Consider the following 17,991-nt stretch of genomic DNA (forward strand, 5'->3'; position numbering starts at 1 on the left):
TCGTCGGTTTATCAACCTAGGTCATGCCCTTCCGAATACCTGCTGAGCAAAATTGATCCATCCTTGCGCCGCATGGGACACATAGCCGTCCTTCTTCCATATGATCCCCAGATCCCAACGGATATCCGGCTCGATCAGGTGGATGACCTGAACCATGCCCGGATCGAACTTCGCGCAGATCGTCTCCGGAAGCAACGATATCCCTTCGCCTGCGCATACCAGCTCATAGATGAAATCCCACTGCGTACTTTCGTAGGCAACCTTCGGCTCGAACCCTTCGCGGACGCAAGCTTCCTTCACCCGATCATGCAGGTTGAATTCCTGGTGGAAGAGAATGAACGATTCGTCCCGAAGATCGGTAAGCAGCACCTGCTCCCTCCCCGATAATTTATGCGACAGGGGAACAACCAGATTCAAATGTCTCTCCACAACAGGCACGATCTCGAACAGCCTCTCGTCAACCGGCAGCACGACCACTCCCAAATCTATCGCGCCCTCCAGCAGCAGCTGTTCGATCCTCTTGCCTCCCTCCTCGACAAGCTGAATGCGGATGTCCGGGTACAGCTGATGGAAATCGGAGATCACCTTGGGGAAAAAGCTTGCCCCGATTACAGGCGGAAGTCCCAAGGTGAATTGCCCCGTCCTCATCTCTGTCAAATCCGCTACCGCCGACAGCAGGTTCTGCATCGCATTCAATATCGTCTGGGCATGCGTCTGCACCACCTTCCCCGCTTCCGTTAACACGACTTTCCGCGTGGAGCGGTTGAGCAGCACGACGCCCAGCTCCTCCTCCAGGTTTTTCACCATTTTGCTCAGCGTAGGCTGAGAGAGATGAATAGATTCGCTAGCCTTAGAGAAGCTGGCATGACTAGCCACCGCCATAAAATAGCTTAATTGCCGTAAATCCATGGCTTTCTCACCTCTATATATAGATAAAATGCATATATTATATTCTATATATGTATTTTACCCATAAAAATATCGGTTGTAAAATAAGAATATATGACCTGCATCATACGGTCTTGGCGTTCGACGAGGAGGCCTTTCATGATCAAGAACATCGCTGTCCTGGGAGCCGGCACAATGGGGGTCGGGATCGCCCATCTGTTCGCCAACCACGGTTTCGCCGTATCCTTGTATGAACCGAATGATGCTTTGCTGCCTTCCACCAGGGAGAAGCTTCTCTCCATGGAGAGAACCGATGAACATTGCGCAGTCCTCTTATTCAGCGAACTTGAGAAAGCGGTTACAGAAGCCGACCTGATCGTGGAAGCCGTTCCTGAGCAGCTCACGATCAAGCGGGACGTGTACGGTCGATTGGCGCGGCTCATTAAGGAACAGACCATCGTTGCCTCCAACACCTCCACCTTCGCGCTCGAAACGCTGGCGGAGGGGCAGCCGTTCGCCAACAGGATGGTTATCGCCCATTTTTTCAACCCGGCGCATCTTATTCCCCTGGTCGAGATCCTGGGATTGCCTGCAACCTCTCCTGCGGACATGGAGGAAATCGTTGAGCTGATGCGCGCATGCGGGAAGGCCCCGGTCGTACTTAACAAGGACATTCCCGGATTTATAGCCAATCGCTTGCAAGCGGCATTGATGAGGGAAGCATGCTACCTGCTGGAGAACGGAGTTGCCGACATCGAACAGATCGATACGGCCGTCAAAGAAGGGCTCGGTATGCGTTGGGCATTCAAGGGGCCGTTCGAGATTGCGGATTTGGGCGGGCTCGATATTTGGTCCAAGGTAACCGGGCATCTCTTCCCCAAGCTCGGCGTGAGCACGGATGAACCGGAATCCATTTTGACGAGAATCGCAGAAGACCATCTCGGCGTCAAAAGCGGTAAAGGTTACTACAGCTACGAGGATCCTGTTGGAACGGCTGAGGAACTGCAAAGCAATCTGCAAAAGCTGGTCTCGTTAAAAACGAAAATACGGAGGGATCTTCCCAGTGACTACGAATAACGTGGTGATTGCAAGCGCTGTCCGGACACCGGTCGGTAACTTCAACGGGATGTTCAAGGACGTTGCGGCCGTCACGCTGGGAGCCATCGCCATTGCCGAAGCGATCCGCCGTGCGGGGATTGACCCCGCGCAAGTCGATGAAGTCATCATGGGCAATGTCCTGCAGGCAGGACTGGGCCAGAATCCGGCCCGCCAAGCCGCGTTAACCGCCGGATTACCCGTGGAATGCGCCGCGATGACGATCAACAAAGTGTGCGGCTCGGGAATGAAGGCGGTCAGCTTGGCTTATAACGCCATTATTTGCGGTGACAGTGACATCGTCGTAGCCGGCGGCATGGAGAATATGAGCCTGGCTCCGTATCTGCTGCCAAACGCCCGCTCCGGTTACCGGATGGGAGATCAGACCGTTACTGACTCGATGATCCGGGATGGGCTCTGGTGCGCAACGAACGACTACCATATGGGGATCACCGCCGAGAATATTTGCGAAAAATATGGATTTAAGCGGGAAGAGCTTGACCGGTTTGCGGTGGACAGCCAGAGGAAAGCCTCTGAAGCCGTCGCAGCCGGACGGTTCACCGACGAAATCGTCAGCGTGGACATTCCGCAGAAAAAAGGCGCTTCGCTGACCGTGGCCGCGGATGAGTACCCGCGCCCGGACACGACGCTAGAAGCGCTTGCCAAGCTGCGTCCGGCATTCAAGCCAGACGGAATCGTTACGGCCGGCAACTCTTCCGGAATCAACGACGGCGCAGCGGCGTTAGTCCTTATGTCCGAACGCACGGCCGCGGCTCTTGGTGTGAAACCTCTCGCCATCGTTCGCTCTCACGCTTCTGCGGGCGTCGATCCCGCCATGATGGGAATCGGTCCGGTTCCCGCTTCGCAGCGCGCTCTCGAGAAAGCCTGCCTAAGCATGGCCGATATCAGCCTGCTTGAGGTGAACGAAGCATTCGCCGCGCAGTCTTTGGCTTACACTAGGCACTTCAATGTTGATCCGGGGATCTTTAACGTCAACGGCGGAGCCATCGCCTTGGGTCATCCGATCGGCGCGAGCGGAGCCCGCGTGCTAGTTACGATGCTTTACGAGTTAAGGCGCCGCGGTTCCCGATACGGGTTAGCCTCGCTCTGTATCGGCGGCGGTCAAGGAATTGCGACCGTTGTCGAGGGAATTTAACGATGCAAAGGGAGACGATTGCGCTATGAAACAAATATTGCTTTCCTTTCAAGATGCCGTCAGCCGCATTCCGGATGGCGCGACGCTCATGGTCGGGGGCTTCGGCTTGGTGGGCATTCCGGAGCAGTTGCTTGTCGCGCTGGCTGACTGCGGCACCCGTAACTTAACCGTGATTTCCAATAATTGCGGGGTCGATGATTGGGGACTGGGATTGCTCCTCCGCAACAAGCAGATTAAGCGGATCATCGCCTCCTATGTCGGTGAGAACAAAGAGTTCGAGCGTCAGGTATTAAGCGGTGAAATTGAGGCCGAACTTGTGCCGCAAGGCACGCTTGCCGAGAGAATTAGAGCGGGAGGTGCCGGCATCCCGGCATTCTACACGCCTGCCGGCGTCGGAACTCCGCTAGCCGATGGACGCGAAACCCGCGTCTTCGGCGGTAAGGAATATATTCTTGAGCATGCTTTAACCGCTGATTTCAGCCTCGTTCGTGCGGCCCGGGCAGATCGGATGGGAAATCTCATCTATAACAAGACGGCCCGCAACTTCAATCCGATGATGGCGACCGCAGGCAAGGTCACGATCGCGGAGGTGGAGCAGTTGTTTGAAACGGGCGATCTGGATCCGGAATCCATTGACACACCGGGCATTTACGTACAGCAAATCATTGCAGGAAAACAAGAGAAGCGAATAGAGCGGCTAACGACACGTTGATTGGCCAAGGAGGAGAACTGAGCGTTGAGCGAACCTATGTCCATTCGCGAACGAATTGCCAGGCGTGCGGAAAAGGAACTTCATGACGGTTATTATGTCAATCTGGGAATCGGCATCCCCACCCTGGTTGCCAATTATATCTCGCCGGACAAACAAGTCGTGCTGCAGTCCGAGAACGGTCTACTCGGCATCGGCCCCTATCCGTCGCCGGACCGCGTCGATCCCGACTTGATTAATGCCGGCAAAGAGACCGTCACCGCTATAACGGGCGCAGCTTATTTCAGCAGTGCCGATTCGTTCGCCATGATACGAGGCGGACATATCGATCTGGCTATTCTGGGCGGCATGGAAGTGTCCGCTGCCGGAGATCTGGCCAATTGGACGATTCCCGGCAAGATGGTCAAGGGCATGGGAGGAGCCATGGACCTGGTACACGGCGCGAAGAGAATCGTAGTCATTATGGACCACGTCAACAAGGCAGGTCAGCCCAAGATCCTTAACAATTGCAGCCTCCCCTTGACCGGCAAGCAAATTGTGAATCGGATCATTACAGACCGGGCGGTTATTGATGTTACGCCAGAAGGCCTGCTTCTGGTTGAGGTCGCCGAAGGCTTCACGATCGAGGATATCCGCGGCGCAACGGAGCCGCCGCTTCTGCTGTCCGAAACGCTGCAGATGAATGCCTATTAGTGAGCTGGTTTAACTACTTCCGTGGAAAAGGTGAGGACCATTTACACGAATCGCGTTGTTATCGTCACCGGTGCCGCCCAAGGTATCGGACTGAATATTGCCGAGAGCTTTGCCCGGCAAGGCGCAACGGTCGTTTTGTCGGATCGCAACGGCCCTGTACTTGAAGCTGCCGTACGGGATTTAGCCGAGTCCGGCTGCAGAGCGGTTGCTATTCAAGCGGACATGACGGTGGAGAAGGACATCGTCGGACTCATCGAACAAACGGCATCCCGGCATGGCCGATTGGACATTCTTGTCAATAATGCTGGCATGCAGCACGTCGCGCCGATCGAGGATTTTCCGACAGAGAAGTTTGAGCTCATGATCAAGATTATGCTGACCGCACCCTTCATCGCCATCAAACACGCCCTCCCCCTTATGAAGCAACAGAACTACGGACGCATACTCAATATTGCATCGATTAACGGAATCGTCGGTTTCCCGGGCAAAGCTGCCTACAATAGCGCCAAGCATGGGGTCATCGGCTTAACCAAAGTCGCGGCATTGGAAGCAGCCCCGTTCGACATTACGGTTAACGCGTTATGTCCAGGTTATGTCGATACGCCTTTGGTTCGTGGACAGCTGCAAGATTTGGCCGTTGCTCGCAGCATACCCGTGGAGAAAGTGCTGGAAGAAGTCATTTTCCCGCTTGTTCCGCAGCGCCGATTCCTGGAAGTGGGCGAGATTGCGGATTACGCCCTGTTCCTCGCAAGCGAGAAAGCCAAGGGCGTTACCGGTCAGGCCGTGTTGCTGGATGGGGGCTATACGGCGCAATAGCGATTGAGGACAGCCTAGCGGCCACGCATTATAAAAACAAAGAATCCCTTGCTGCGCAAGGGATTCTCACTGGTCGATCTATTGCAGCTCCCGCTCGTCTAAAACCACCGTTAAATATTAAATCCGCCGGTAATATGAATATCCGTCCCCGTGACTTGCGAAGACTCGTCCGCCAGCAGATAGATGACGCCGTAGGCCATATCTTCCACGGTTTGAAGCCGTCCGCTCGGCACTTGAGACTTTCCCAGGGCTTCAAGGTCCTGTGCATCGATTCCGTCCTTTTCTACTCTGGCGACCTCGCCTTCCGTAGCCACCCATCCCACCGTCACCCAGTTCGACCGGATTTTTTGCGCCGCATAATTTCTGGCGATATGCTTGCTGAGCGTATGCATGGCGCCTTTGGCGCACCCGTAGGCAGCCAAGTCGTCAATTCCCCCGAACCCGTGGGTAGAGCCCATATGGACGATCGACCCTCCGCCCGACTCCAGCATATGTTCGATCGCGAACCTGGAGCAGAAAAAAGCGCTTTTCATGTTCACGTCGAACACCTGGTCATACAGCGCATCGTCCGTCTCCAGCAGCGTCGCCCGGGGAAACCAACCGGCATTATTGACAAGCCCGTCTATCCTTCCGAATCGGTTGACTGTGCGCTCGATGAACATCCGGCATGTCGCAGATTCCGCGATATTGCCCTGAACGAAGCAGATTCGATCGCCGTACTCGGCCGACAGGCGCGAAGCCAGTTCTTCGCCTTCAGAAGCGCTCCTTCCGCCGAACGCCACCTTTGCGCCTTCCCGAACCGCCATCTCTACGATCCCTCTGCCGATCCCCTTCGTACCGCCGGTGACGGCGATCACCTTGTCTTTCAGCCGTCCTTCCATTTCCAACGCTCCTCTCTTATCGGGCCAAATATCCCCCGTCGACTGGCCGTCGATCGCTAAAAAGATGCCGGCGCTCTACGCCGGCATCCAGAACCGCTATCCGTCCCAAACGGTAAAATCGTCGTACCGCGCATCTGCGAATCGGCTGTCCAAGCCGGCCTTGCCGGCCGCGAGCTTGTTGTCCGTCGCGGACACCTCCAGGGTGCCGTTCACGTAAAGCTTGAGCGAGGTGCCCTGAACGACGGCTTTGAACGTATACCATTCGCCGGTCTGGAGCGTATACGCCTTGCTGCCCAATCCGGTATTGGCGCCGGCTACCCGCCGGTAGATGGTCAAGCTGCCGCTTTTGTAGCCGAGAAAATAATAGTTGTCCTTGTCGGCAAATCGGAGGCGAATGCCCGCATTCGGCGAATTGGTGGAAGACCAGCCGTTCACCTTCACGCGCGTCTCTACGGTGTAATCGGTCCAGGAGGCGCTGCCGACGGCGGAAGAGTTGTCGAAGGTCGTACCGGAATTGTAGACGCGGCTCCCGTCATTAACGACATTCCAGGTACCCGTGACGACCGCCCAGTCGCCGGCTCCGCTCTCGAAGTTCGAGAAGTGCAAGTAATTCGGCGTCGTCATCGTGACCGGCGCGCTGGCCGCGGACACGTTGCCGCTGTCATCGTAAGCCGCTACGGTATACGCATAGGATGTCGAGGAAACGACGCTCGTATCCGTATATTGGGTCCCGCTTACGACTGCGACCTGTACGTTATCCCTGTACACCTTGTACCCTGCCATTTTTCGATCGTCCGTAGACGCCGCCCACGTCAGCCTGACCGACTTCCCCTGCAGCGCTGCGGCGACGCTGCCCGGCACGGACGGCGGCGTCACGTCCGGGGCGAGCGTCGTCACACAGGCGCCGCTGCCGCCGGAATCGTTGTTCGCGGCGTCGTAGGCAAGCACGTAATAATAGCCGTCGGCGGATGCGGGCACGCCCGAATCCGTATATGTCGTCGCGGAAGTCGTACCGATCTGCGAGCAGTCTCTGAACACGGCGTAATGGTCGACGCCGGTGTCGTCTTCGGATGCGTTCCAGCCGAGTTCTACGGTACCGGCAGCCATCTCGTAGGCGGTCAGTCCGGAGGGCGCGGTCGGCGCGGTCGCGTCCGAAGCGCTTGCCTGAGCGGATATCAGCATCGCGGCGACGAGGCCCAGCACGAGCGCCTTATAGGTCGTTTTGCCGCGGGATCTTGTCTTCATGCCTGCAAGCACATCCTTTCTCTCCTTATTGGGTGACGGTAAAATCGTCGAACCGCGAATCGCCGAACCGGCTGTCGACGCCGGCTTTGCCCTGCGCGAGCTTGTCGTCGGTCGCGGTCAGCTCCAGGCTGCCGTTCACGTACAGCTTGAGCGAAGTGCCCTGTACGACGGCTTTGAACGTATACCATTCGCCCAAATTAAGAGTGAACGGCTTCGAGGTTTTGGCGGCGTTCGCGCCCGCCACTCTTCGGTAGATGGTCAGGACGTTGTTCTTGTAGCCGAGAAAGTAGTAATTGTTGACGTCCGCGAACCGAACGCGTATGCCCGCGTTCGGCGAATTGGTCGAGGTCCAGCCGTTCACCTTCACGCGCGTCTCCGCGGCATAATCGGTCCACGTATCGCTGCCGATCGCGGCCGAATTATCGTAGGTCGTGCCCGACTTGTAAACGCCGCTGCCGTCGGCGATCACGCTCCAGGTTCCGGTAACCGCCGTCCATCCCGCCGAGCCGCTCTCAAAATCCGAATACGACACGAAATTCGGCGTCGCGACCGTGAACGGCGCGCTGGCCGCGGACAAATTGCCGCTAGCGTCGACGGCTTTGACCGTATACGAATAGGACGTCGACGATTCGATCGTACCGTCCGTATACGTAATACCGGAGACCGATGCGATCTCGCTGCCGTCCCGGTACACCTTGTACCCGCTCAAGCTCCGGTCGTCGGTCGCGGCCGTCCACGACAGCACGATCGACTTGCCGGTTTGCACGCCCGTCGGCGCGCCCGGCACGGTCGGCGGCGTCACGTCGGGAGGCGGGACGGACCGGCATGCCCCGAGTCCGCCCGATCGGTTGCCCGCCAGGTCGTAGGCGACGACCGAATAGAAATATCGGCTGGAAGCCGTGAGGCCCGTATCGGTATACGAAGTGCCGTACGTCGTGCCGACCGGCACGCAGTTGCGGTATACCTCGTATTTGCCGACCCCGATATCGTCGCTCGACGCCGTCCAATTCAAATCGACCGAATAACTGGCCGTCGACACGGCCGTCAAGCCGCGCGGCGCGGTCGGGGCGCTCGTATCGGCGGGCGTCGGGCCGCCGACCGATACGGACAGATCGCTTTGCGCGAGGTCGAGCGTCAAGGTCAGCTGCCCGTCGTTGGACGAGGCGGACGTCTCCGTCGTTCCGTCGCTCCATGTCAGCGTATAATCCGTATCGGGCGCCAGCCCGGTTATCAGTACCTGACTGGACGCTGAAGCCGCATCCCGCGGACTGGACGCCCATAGTTTAAAGCCGTCGTCTTGCTTGGCATAGCGGGCATTAACGGCCTGGCTGAAGGCGAAGCGCAGGTTCGGAATCGTCAACGCGTTCCCTTGAATCATCATCGCGTTCGCCAGATTCGTACCGTTCATCGTATACACGAGCGAACGGGCATTCGAGTCGGCATAGGGGGTCGTAATCGCGCCCGTGCCCGCGGTGCGGAACGACAGGTAGTCCGTTTTTCCGCCCGCTCGCGCCACCGTCATTTTCGTGCCTTCCGCATCTTTAACGACCGTCGGCTTCACCAGATCCGCCTCGCCGTTCAGCTTCGGGTAGAAGACGCCCAGGAAGTTCGTCGTCGTAGAAGGCACCGAATTGCTGACGCTCAGATTCGTGCCCATCTCCGCTTTGCGCGCCGGACCCACGGTCGCCGTCAAGGCGTCGGGCTGAAGCATGAACAGCTGCATGCTGTCCGTACCCTGCGTAATCCGATAACCGCCGCTCGCGTCTCCGGTCCACGTACCGTTGCTGTTGTACAAAAATTGATACGTGCGCTCCCCGCTGCTTGACGCCAGGTCGTCGAACACGACGGCATACCGGCCGTCGACGAACAGCAGATTGCGATCCATCTTGCTCATGTTCGGGTAGGCGTTGTGCAGGTCCCCCGTCGTAAAGCCGTAGCCCGGGCTGCCGAAAAACTCGGTAATGCGCGCGTCGTCCCGCATGCCGGCAGTCGGCTGGAAAAAGGCGATCGCGCCTTCCCCCGATTGTCCGACTCCGTCGACCAGAAGCGAGTTGACATCCTTCGTCCAGCGGTCGACCTTGTCATAGGGCGGATATTCCGCCCAGCGCTTGCCGGCGAATTCGATATACAGATTGCCCGCATCCGGCCGATCGTGCCCAACGTTGACATAAGTGCCGTCCGGACTGATCCGGTCTCTCCACGCATTCAGCTTGTGTCCGCCCGAAGGACCGCTTTTGAACGACACGCTCAGATCGTTCGCTCCCCAACCGGTGCGAAAATTCGCCATCTCGAGGTCCGGGAAGTATCGCCAGGGCTCGTAAGGCGTGCTGTCCGGAACGAGGGAGTCGTCATAGTAGAGGAAATTCCATACGTCCCAGGCGAACGAATTCGGATCGGCCGCATAGGCGGACGATGCCGCCGCTTGAAGCTTGGCGTCCCCGTATTTCGATGCGATTTTGAACAGAAAATTGTTGAAATACCCCGTGCTGTTGCTGTCGTCGGCATACGGCGCAAGACGCTTGTAGCCCGGACCGTAACCGTAAAGTTTGAACAGGCCCATGTTCCGAACGGACTCGTTCCACAGGCTTCCGTCACCGGTGACGGATTCATAGGTGGTCAGGGAACGGACGACATGCTCGTCGCCGAAGGACATGTACTGCATCCCCTCGTGCTGGGAGCCGTCCGGCGCAATCTCGTCCAGGAGCGTCTCCAGCTCCTGCTCCGCGAATGCGTACATCGTCGCGACTGCCGGATCGCCGACATCGCCGAGCACGGCGGCCGTCCCCGTCAACAGCCCCTCGATGCGGAATTGCCGGTGATTGTTCTGGTAGTCGCTTTTCCAATAAGCGAGCGTGCCGCTCATATGATTGAAAAATTCGTCGTACAGCTTCTTCGACTGCAGCTTCAGCTTTAAAGCGATCTGGGCGCGCTCGCTCTCGCTAAAGGCATCGTAGCCCCAGTCGTACGCGAACCCGACGCCGATCAGCCCGCAGGCGTTCCCCATCGAGCCGCCGTAATCGACGGACTCGTTGCCCCAGGAAGGCCGGTTGACGACATCGAGCACGTAGCTCCTCAGCTTCGTCTTGTACGCGTCGTCCTTCGTCAAGTAATAGGCCATCGCCAAGGTCGGAAAGCGGAAAGAGACGACTTCCCAGTCGTAATCGGAGCCATAGCTCGACGTGAACCAGTCGACCGTACCCGGGAACCCGTTGGCCTTGGCGATGATGGAGGCGTAGTACGTCTGGTAGTCGGCATCTTCCGTTCTCCGCGCCAATTCGCTCGCGGAGGCCGGATTGACGATCAGCCGCGGATGGACGCCGATGAGATCCGAGCGGAACGATGTACCGTTTACGAAGGACGCCAGCGTGACGGATACCGGATTGGCGTCGGCCGAATGGTTGCCCGAAGGATCGAAAGCGCTTACAGTATACGTGTAAGCAACGCCGGGCTTCACTTGCGTATCGGTATAATTCGCCGAGGTCGTCATGGCGAGGGCGCTGCCGTCGCGGCGCACGACATAGCCCGCCACGACATCGTCGTCCGTCGAAGCCGACCACGCGAGATTGACCTGTCCGGGCGGCGACTCTGCCGCGGTCAAACCGGTCGGAACCGTAGGCGCCTGCACGTCCGACGGAGGCGGAGTCGCCTGAATCGAGATATCGTCGAAGCTGACGTCTCCGTATGCGGTAAGCAGCCCCAGCTTGCCTGCGGAAAGGGCGGTGTCGATCACGGATAAAATCTCCGTTCCGTTCATCGACAGCTTCAGCCGCGAATGGTCGGACACGGCCTTCAGCGTGTACCAGGCGCCGGCATTTATCGTATACGGCACGCTGGCGAGCACCGTCATCGCGCCGGCCACCTTTTTCTTGATGTTCAGCACGCCCAGGTCGTAGGTGAACAGATAATAATTGTTCGTATCCGTATAGCGGGTTACCAGGCCAACGGTCTGAAACTGGGTCGATCCCCAGCTGTTCAACTTGAATCTCGCAGTAGCCTCATAATTGTCCCAGTCTGGTTGGCCGTAAACCGTACGCGCGATGGAACTCGCGGCAGAGGAACGATAAACTTTGGAGTCATCGTTCACGACGGTCCAGGGGCCGTTGACGACGGTCCATCCGGCCGCTGCGCCGTCCTCGAAGTCCTCCGCGTACGGGAGCGAAGGCGTATCCGCATGGGCGCTGCCCACGCGGGCACCGGGTATTGCAGGTATCGACGAAACGAGCAGCAGCATCGCGAGCAGTCCGGAAAGCATCGACTTGTTGCGCAGCCATTTCCACGCCATCCATGAACCCTTCCTTTCGTCACTTCAGATTGTCGCCGCAAAATAAAGTTATCCAATCCTAATACAAGGTTTTAATTCATCACCTCCTCTCGTCCGATCTTCGAATTCGGGCCGAGCCTTTTCGAATCGATCCACGCCCCGTTAGCCTTTAACGGAACCGAGCAGCATCCCTTTCACGAAATATTTTTGAAGATACGGATACACGGCCAATATCGGAACGATGCTGATCACGACCGCGGCCATCTTGATGCTCTCCGGCGACGAAGCGAGATCCTGCAGGCCCGGCTGGTTGGCGAGCGAATCTTCGCGAAGCATGCCGTTCAATACGACCTGAAGCACTCGCTTGCTCTGGTCGTTGATATAGAGGACGCCAGGCAAAAACTCGTTCCAGCGGGATACGGCGTAGATAAGACCGATCGTGGCGTTCACCGCGCCCGACAACGGAACGACGATTCGCAGCAGCACGTACCAGTCGCCCGCCCCGTCCATCTTGGCCGATTCGATCAATTCGGAAGGGATGCCCTTGTAAAATTTAATCATGATGAGCATGTTGTACACGCTCACCGCGGACGGCACCATGAGCGCCCATAAGGAATCGATCATATGGAGCTGCTTGATCACGATATAGGTCGGGATCAGTCCGCCGTTAAACAGCATGGTGAAAAAAATAAGCGAAAACAGAAATTTGCGTCCCCGCAAGCTTTCTTTGGACAACGGGTAAGCGCAGCCGATCGTGAGCAGCATGCTGATCAACGTGCCGAAGACGGTAACGATAATCGTGTTTTTGAACCCCGTATAGAGAAACGGCTGGGTAAGCACGTATTTGTAGGTCGACAGCGAGAAATGCGAAGGATACAGATTAAGCTTGTTGACGGATGCGCGCAGCGGATCGCTTAGCGAGAACATCAGCACATACCAGAACGGATAGAGCATGATGATGCCCGTCAGGATAAAAAACAAATACAGGAGCAGGACGGAGAGACGCATGCGGCGAGTGCGATTCATTTACATCAATCCTTCCTCGCCGAATTTTTTGCTGATCCACTGGGCGCCCAGGATCAATATCAGCGCGATCGCGGAGTTGAACAGTCCGACGGCGGTCGCGAAGCTGTAATTGCCTTGCTGCAGGCCGAATTTAAAGACGAAGGTGTCCAGGATTTCGCTGACTTCGAGTACCGCGGAATTTTGCATGACGAGGATTTGCTCGAACCCGGCGTTCATCAGCAGGCCGATGCGCAAGATCAGCAGCAGCACGATCACGTTGCGGATGCCCGGCAGCGTGATGTGCCAGGTCTGCTTCCATTTGCCCGCCCCGTCGACCGTCGCCGCTTCGTACAGGCTCGGATCGACCTGCGTCAAGGCGGCCAAATAAATAATGGTTCCCCACCCAAGATCTTTCCAGATATCGGAGGCGACCAGGATGATTCGGAAGGCGGTCGGATCGGCAAGCAGATTTTTCGGTTCCATGCCGAACCATTCGTATACGATCGACAATACGCCGTTCGTCGGCGACATAATGGTGAGCACGATGCCGGAGATGACGACCCACGAGATGAAGTGAGGTAGGTACAAAATCGTTTGAACGTACTTTTTGAAATACCGGTTGCCTAGTTCGTTCAGCAGCAGCGCGACGACGATCGGCGCGGGGAATCCGAACAAAATCTTATAGACGCTGATCTGCAGCGTATTGCCGAGAATGACCCAAAAATCCGAATACGCGAACACTTCCTTGAAGGTATCCCAGCCGACCCACTCGCTCTCTCGGATGCCGCGGAAAATATCGTAGTCTTGAAAGGCGATGACGATGCCGTATAAGGGGATGTATTTAAATACGATAAAAAACAGCAGGCCGGGCAGCAGCATCAAATACAGATGCCTGTCCTTATAAATCGGATGACGCCGGGATAATCGCTTCGCGGCCGCCTCCTCGCGCTTGTACGTATGAACCGTCTCCATATGGAACTCCTCCTGGCAAGGACCAGGGAGAAGCGGACGGGCAAGCCGCTCCGCTCCCCATGGACCGTGTTGCTGATCTCTGTAATGCGAGGCGACTTTATTTCTTGTTTTTCTCTTGATACGCGTCGTTAAACGCTTGCGTCAGCGCATCGCCGCCCCGCTTTTTCCATTCCTTCACGTAATCCGCGAACATGTTGTCGATCGGTCCGTCGCTCATGATCATCTTGACGTATTGCTGGCCGGTATACTGATCCAGCTCGACCTGCTTCGTATTGTTCTCTACGACGAGTCCGTCCGCCGGATCTTTGTAACCGATCTTGTGCGCGTAGTCGAACAATTCCCGATAGCGTGGCGAGGTCTGGTCGTACAGCGCATTGAAGGCGAGCCTTAATTGTCCGATTCCTTCTTGCTTCATCTGATCGTCGGTAATCGTTTTGGTCAGCAGGTCGCCTTCAACCTTGTAATCCACGCCTTCTTCGCCATAGTTCATATACTTGTTGCCTTCGTCGGAGGCGAGGAAATCCAGCACGCGCAACGCAGCATCGACATTGGGCGAACTGTTGAGCACCGCCGTCTTTAACCATCCCCGCCGCGTCAGCATGCGAAATCCGACGCTGTCCCCGGGACCCTTCAGGATGCCGCCCTCGACGAACTCCGCATTCGGGTTATTCTGCTTCAACGGTTCGTAATAATTGTTCAGATTGGAGCTGTCCATCAGGAAGTAACGGTAGACCGGAGCGCCGATGACGCCTTTGAGCACTTTGTCCTTGAATCGGGCGCTGTTGTCGGTGACGAATTCGGGATCGATCATTTTCCCCTTGTACATTTTATTGAGGAATTTGAGCGCATCGAGCGCGCCGGGGACGATGGAGCCCCATACCAGCTTGCCGTCCTGCAAGAGCCAGGAATTCGGCAAGGTCCCGTATGCGCCGAACACCTGGTCCGACGTCGACAGATCGAAGCCCCCGTTCGCGGTCCAGCCGCTCAGCGCATACGTATCTTTCTTCCCGTTGCCGTCGGGATCTTTGTTGGAAAAGGCGTCCGCTACCGCGTAGTACTCGTCGATCGTCGTCGGCACCTTCAGTCCGAGTTTGTCCAGCCAGTCCTTGCGATAGATCGGAATGTTGTCGATGGCGCTGCCGCGGATCGGGATGGCGTAAACGTTGCCGTCGCTATGCTTCATGGCGTCCCAAATGCCGTCCGCCCCGAACTTTTGCAAATTCGGCGTTTTGTCGAAGGAGGCATTGAGCGGAAGCAGCAGCCCCGATTTCGTAAATTTCATCTCGAGGGCGTCGGTGCCGATCTGAATGATATCCGGTTTGTCCCCGGACGCCAGCATAATCTGCAGCTTGTTCTCGAAGTCCGCACCCGGAATCGCAGTGATTTCCAGCTTGGTATTCGTTTTCTCCTCGATATAATGCGTCGTCTTGTTGTCGAATGAGACGCCCGGGTACATCTCGATCACCGCGAGCTTAAGCGTCGTCGGCGCCTCTTTGCTGGGTTCGGCAGACGCGGGGGACGCCGAAGAAGAAGACGATGAAGATGAAGATGAAGATGAAGATGAAGATGAAGATGAAGATGAAGATGAAGATGACGACGGCTTTACGGACGATTCAGAATTGCCGTTCGACGAGCAGCCTGCGAGGACCGAGGCGGCAACCGCGATAATCATGACCTTTTTATACGTATTAGACAACGCTACAACCTCCATTTCATTTTCCCACCCTTGAACAAGCTGAAAGCATACCTGGCCGGCCAACCGTTTTTGAAAAGGCTTACAGTGCACTGTGCCCTTAGTATAGGCGCCGGATGCCCCAAGCTGTAAATGATCGATTTCTCCGATTTATCGCAATTACGACGATACCGGAAGATTTAATCGTTTTCGGCGTCCCGGTCTTATCCGCTCGTCTTCCTGCTCCGTCTGTATTCCAGCGGCGTCATATTATAAGCCTTTTTGAAGAAGCGGATGAAGCTTTGAATGTTGTTGTATCCGACCGCCAATGCCACGTCCTGGATTTTGACGTCCGGATCGAGGACGAGATTGCCCGCCGCCTTCATCCTGACCTGCGTGATATAGTCGTATATGGTCATGCCCGTCTCGTTTTTAAAGATCGTGCTCAAGTAGCCAGGGCTCAAATAGACGTTCGTAGAGATCTCCTTCAAAGAAAGATCCTCCCGATAATGCCGTTCGATAAAATCCATCGTCTTGGCGATCGTCTCCGTGTGCTGCTTCCGCTTGAGAACGGCGGCCGTCTCCATGCAGTCGTGAATGAACCGCGCGATCAATGCCTCCAGCTTCGCGAGCGTATCCGCCTCATGGATGTCTTTCCAGAGCGTCTGTACGTCGATGCCCGCTTCCTCCGGCTTCCCGCCGACCTCCGATAAGGCGTTCATCAGGTTCGAACAGACCTGGAAAATCACATATTTAATATAGTCGATCGAATACGACAGCTCGGTCAACGTACGGGTGAGCGAAGCGAGCGCAGCCGCAGCCTTTTCCGCGTTTTGCGAACGAATGCTCTCCAGCAGGTTTTGCTCCTGCTGCTTGGGGTAGAACGCGCCACGGTCGACTATCGGCCGGATCGTTTCGCTGACGATCATTTCGTTTTTGCCCACGAAAAATTTATGGTTGAGCAGCTGCAGCGCTTCCTGATAAGCGAGAAAAAGCTTGTCCAGGCTGTCGAATATTTTGCTCACGGATATCGTCAGCTCCGCGTCGCCGCGGTTCAGCCTCAGCTTCAACCGGTTGAACATTTCGATCAGCTCGTTTTTGTCCCGCTCCGAGTTCACGATGGCAACCAGACGGCGTTCGCTCATGATCGACAGGAGCATCGATTCCTCGCATTCGAGGAAAAAAGCTTCGATGTCCCCGATCAGACGGTCGGTCAGCTCCGTATTCTCGAAGTCGAGAACGGCGACGACATAATGAGGCTTGTGAAGACTGATACCCAACAGCTGGATGACCGCGCCCAGCTTCTCTTCATCCCACACTTTGCCGCTCAGAAGCTCGAACACGGAATGCTGCTTAATGTAGGGGTAGGCCATATCGAATTGGGATTGCAGCTCGCGGTTTTGCTGGTACAGCGTATTCACGGCGCTGCCGATCATCGCGTATTCGTCTTTGCCTTTGCCTGAAGCGGGATTCGTCCGCCTTCGAATGTCGGCGACAAGCTGCGCAAGCGGTCTATATAAATAGAAGGAAAACAACCCGGCCATGACGAGGGAAATCGACAGCACGATCAGAACGGTAGACAGCAGAACGCGACGAAGCAGCCTGGTCGAATCCACGACCTGCTCGTACGGCTGGGAATAGACGATCGTCCACCGGAGCGCATCCGAGCGCGTCATGCTCAAATAATAGTCGGTTTTGCCGAAGGTTCGGTTGATCGACGTCCCGTCGGCATTGCGCATCTGCGCCAATTGATCGCGAAGGAGACGTTCCTCGATACCGCTGTGATTCAGGATGAGCCGATCCCGGTCATCGAAAATGAGCAGATTCATCGGAGAGGACATGCCCCTCGTCTGCTCCAGACTCTCCGAGAAATCGCGGTAATCGATATTGACCGCGACCTCCATCGACTCTCCGCTGTACACGTTGCGGAAGGCTCGCAAGAGACTGACCAGGCTCCGGTTCGAGCCTCCGATCGCGCCCCCGGTTCGCGGCGGCAAAACGGTATAGTCGCCCTGGACGTCGACTTGAAGCACTTCGGGATCATAAAAGTTGTCCAGACTGTATTTCGCGTCGGACAGTACGTAGTTTTTCGTTTTGTTGATCAAGTATAGCGAGGCGACGTGTTTGTTGGAGCTGACGATCTTATCGAAGAAACGAAGGACGCCCGACATCGCCTCCGCCTGCTCGGGATACGTTTCGTGCGGCTCGAACAATTTCCATACTTCGTCGCTGGCGATGATTTGGTTCGTCAAATAGACGAGCTCGGATATTTGCCGTTCCATGTATTGTTTTTTCTCGTTAAGCAAAATCGTGCTGGATACGTCCGCTTGTTGGATAATATGCGCCGTGCTATAGTTCATGGCCAAATAGCCGATCGAAATCGCCGGCAAGCTGATGGCGATCACAAACATCGCTAAAATTTTATAAAACGACTTTTGCCTCGCAAAACGGTTCAAAGCGACCACCCTCCCCATCATGAATAAAGCGCATTCATTCTATGTTTTCTTGAGTATATGTCAAATTCGGAGCCATGATAAATGTACAAATCCGACGATTATGCATAAATACGCCGATCGTCGGAATCGGGACGGATTGAAT

Annotated in this window: 14 protein-coding genes; 6 read left to right on the forward strand and 8 right to left on the reverse strand. The window is 56.2% G+C overall.

The annotated features are described in order from the left end of the window. Positions 1-21: 21 nt before the first annotated feature. Positions 22-909, reverse strand: a complete 888-nt coding sequence (locus KB449_RS18980; RefSeq protein WP_282909875.1) for a LysR family transcriptional regulator — start codon at positions 907-909, stop codon at positions 22-24. Between the two features lie 138 nt (positions 910-1,047). On the opposite strand from KB449_RS18980, the gene KB449_RS18985 reads away from it, so the two are divergent. From KB449_RS18985 to KB449_RS19005, 5 genes are read left to right on the forward strand one after another with little or no spacing between them, the layout of a single operon-like run. Next, a complete protein-coding gene (locus tag KB449_RS18985) occupies positions 1,048-1,965 on the forward strand; it encodes a 3-hydroxyacyl-CoA dehydrogenase family protein (RefSeq protein ID WP_282909876.1) in 918 nt (305 codons plus the stop codon). After that, positions 1,952-3,139 carry an acetyl-CoA C-acetyltransferase gene (locus tag KB449_RS18990; protein ID WP_282909877.1) on the forward strand — a complete coding sequence of 396 codons (1,188 nt, stop codon included), beginning with the start codon at positions 1,952-1,954 and terminating at the stop codon, positions 3,137-3,139. Before KB449_RS18985 ends, KB449_RS18990 begins: the two co-directional genes overlap by 14 nt. Positions 3,140-3,164: 25 nt before the next feature. Then, positions 3,165-3,851: a CoA transferase subunit A gene (locus tag KB449_RS18995; protein ID WP_282909878.1), complete on the forward strand. Its 687-nt coding sequence runs from the start codon at positions 3,165-3,167 to the stop codon at positions 3,849-3,851. Between the two features lie 36 nt (positions 3,852-3,887). Beyond that, positions 3,888-4,541 (forward strand): CoA transferase subunit B, encoded by a 654-nt coding sequence (locus KB449_RS19000; protein WP_282912853.1) that lies wholly within the window; start codon positions 3,888-3,890, stop codon positions 4,539-4,541. A gap of 39 nt (positions 4,542-4,580) precedes the next feature. Further along, positions 4,581-5,357: a 3-hydroxybutyrate dehydrogenase gene (locus tag KB449_RS19005; RefSeq protein WP_282912854.1), complete on the forward strand. Its 777-nt coding sequence runs from the start codon at positions 4,581-4,583 to the stop codon at positions 5,355-5,357. A 110-nt stretch (positions 5,358-5,467) separates the two neighbouring features. On the opposite strand, the gene KB449_RS19010 is transcribed toward KB449_RS19005, so the two are convergent. The 6 genes from KB449_RS19010 to KB449_RS19035 form a co-directional block, all read right to left on the reverse strand. Then, positions 5,468-6,238, reverse strand: coding sequence for an SDR family NAD(P)-dependent oxidoreductase (locus KB449_RS19010; protein ID WP_282909879.1), 771 nt, complete (start codon positions 6,236-6,238; stop codon positions 5,468-5,470). A 96-nt stretch (positions 6,239-6,334) separates the two neighbouring features. After that, a complete protein-coding gene (locus tag KB449_RS19015) occupies positions 6,335-7,483 on the reverse strand; it encodes a 3-keto-alpha-glucoside-1,2-lyase-like domain-containing protein (protein ID WP_282909880.1) in 1,149 nt (382 codons plus the stop codon). Positions 7,484-7,508: 25 nt separating this feature from the next. Continuing rightward, a complete protein-coding gene (locus tag KB449_RS19020) occupies positions 7,509-11,765 on the reverse strand; it encodes a 3-keto-alpha-glucoside-1,2-lyase-like domain-containing protein (RefSeq protein WP_282909881.1) in 4,257 nt (1,418 codons plus the stop codon). 141 nt (positions 11,766-11,906) lie between these two features. After that, complete coding sequence (locus KB449_RS19025) at positions 11,907-12,770, reverse strand: carbohydrate ABC transporter permease (RefSeq protein WP_282909882.1); 864 nt, start codon at positions 12,768-12,770, stop codon at positions 11,907-11,909. Continuing rightward, positions 12,771-13,721, reverse strand: a complete 951-nt coding sequence (locus KB449_RS19030; RefSeq protein WP_282909883.1) for an ABC transporter permease — start codon at positions 13,719-13,721, stop codon at positions 12,771-12,773. Positions 13,722-13,818: 97 nt separating this feature from the next. Next, positions 13,819-15,177, reverse strand: coding sequence for an extracellular solute-binding protein (locus KB449_RS19035; RefSeq protein ID WP_282912855.1), 1,359 nt, complete (start codon positions 15,175-15,177; stop codon positions 13,819-13,821). Positions 15,178-15,214: 37 nt separating this feature from the next. Here KB449_RS19035 and KB449_RS19040 point away from each other — a divergent pair, with 37 nt between their 5' ends. After that, positions 15,215-15,451, forward strand: a complete 237-nt coding sequence (locus KB449_RS19040; RefSeq protein ID WP_282909884.1) for a hypothetical protein — start codon at positions 15,215-15,217, stop codon at positions 15,449-15,451. A gap of 166 nt (positions 15,452-15,617) precedes the next feature. Here the strand turns inward: KB449_RS19040 and KB449_RS19045 are convergent, their stop codons facing one another. Then, positions 15,618-17,849 carry a helix-turn-helix domain-containing protein gene (locus tag KB449_RS19045; RefSeq protein ID WP_282909885.1) on the reverse strand — a complete coding sequence of 744 codons (2,232 nt, stop codon included), beginning with the start codon at positions 17,847-17,849 and terminating at the stop codon, positions 15,618-15,620. Positions 17,850-17,991 lie beyond the last annotated feature (142 nt).

This window comes from Cohnella hashimotonis, assembly GCF_030014955.1.
Taxonomy (GTDB): domain Bacteria; phylum Bacillota; class Bacilli; order Paenibacillales; family Paenibacillaceae; genus Cohnella; species Cohnella hashimotonis.

Bases quoted from the DNA above. Each gene is read 5' to 3' on its own strand.
- KB449_RS19010 (WP_282909879.1), bottom strand. From the start codon at position 6,238: ATGGAAGGACGGCTGAAAGACAAGGTGATCGCCGTCACCGGCGGTACG.
- KB449_RS19020 (WP_282909881.1), bottom strand. From the start codon at position 11,765: ATGGCGTGGAAATGGCTGCGCAACAAGTCGATGCTTTCCGGACTGCTC.
- KB449_RS19025 (WP_282909882.1), bottom strand. From the start codon at position 12,770: ATGAATCGCACTCGCCGCATGCGTCTCTCCGTCCTGCTCCTGTATTTG.
- KB449_RS19015 (WP_282909880.1), bottom strand. From the start codon at position 7,483: ATGAAGACAAGATCCCGCGGCAAAACGACCTATAAGGCGCTCGTGCTG.
- KB449_RS19035 (WP_282912855.1), bottom strand. From the start codon at position 15,177: ATGTACCCGGGCGTCTCATTCGACAACAAGACGACGCATTATATCGAG.
- KB449_RS19000 (WP_282912853.1), top strand. From the start codon at position 3,888: ATGTCCATTCGCGAACGAATTGCCAGGCGTGCGGAAAAGGAACTTCAT.
- KB449_RS18985 (WP_282909876.1), top strand. From the start codon at position 1,048: ATGATCAAGAACATCGCTGTCCTGGGAGCCGGCACAATGGGGGTCGGG.
- KB449_RS18980 (WP_282909875.1), bottom strand. From the start codon at position 909: ATGGATTTACGGCAATTAAGCTATTTTATGGCGGTGGCTAGTCATGCC.
- KB449_RS18995 (WP_282909878.1), top strand. From the start codon at position 3,165: ATGAAACAAATATTGCTTTCCTTTCAAGATGCCGTCAGCCGCATTCCG.
- KB449_RS19030 (WP_282909883.1), bottom strand. From the start codon at position 13,721: ATGGAGACGGTTCATACGTACAAGCGCGAGGAGGCGGCCGCGAAGCGA.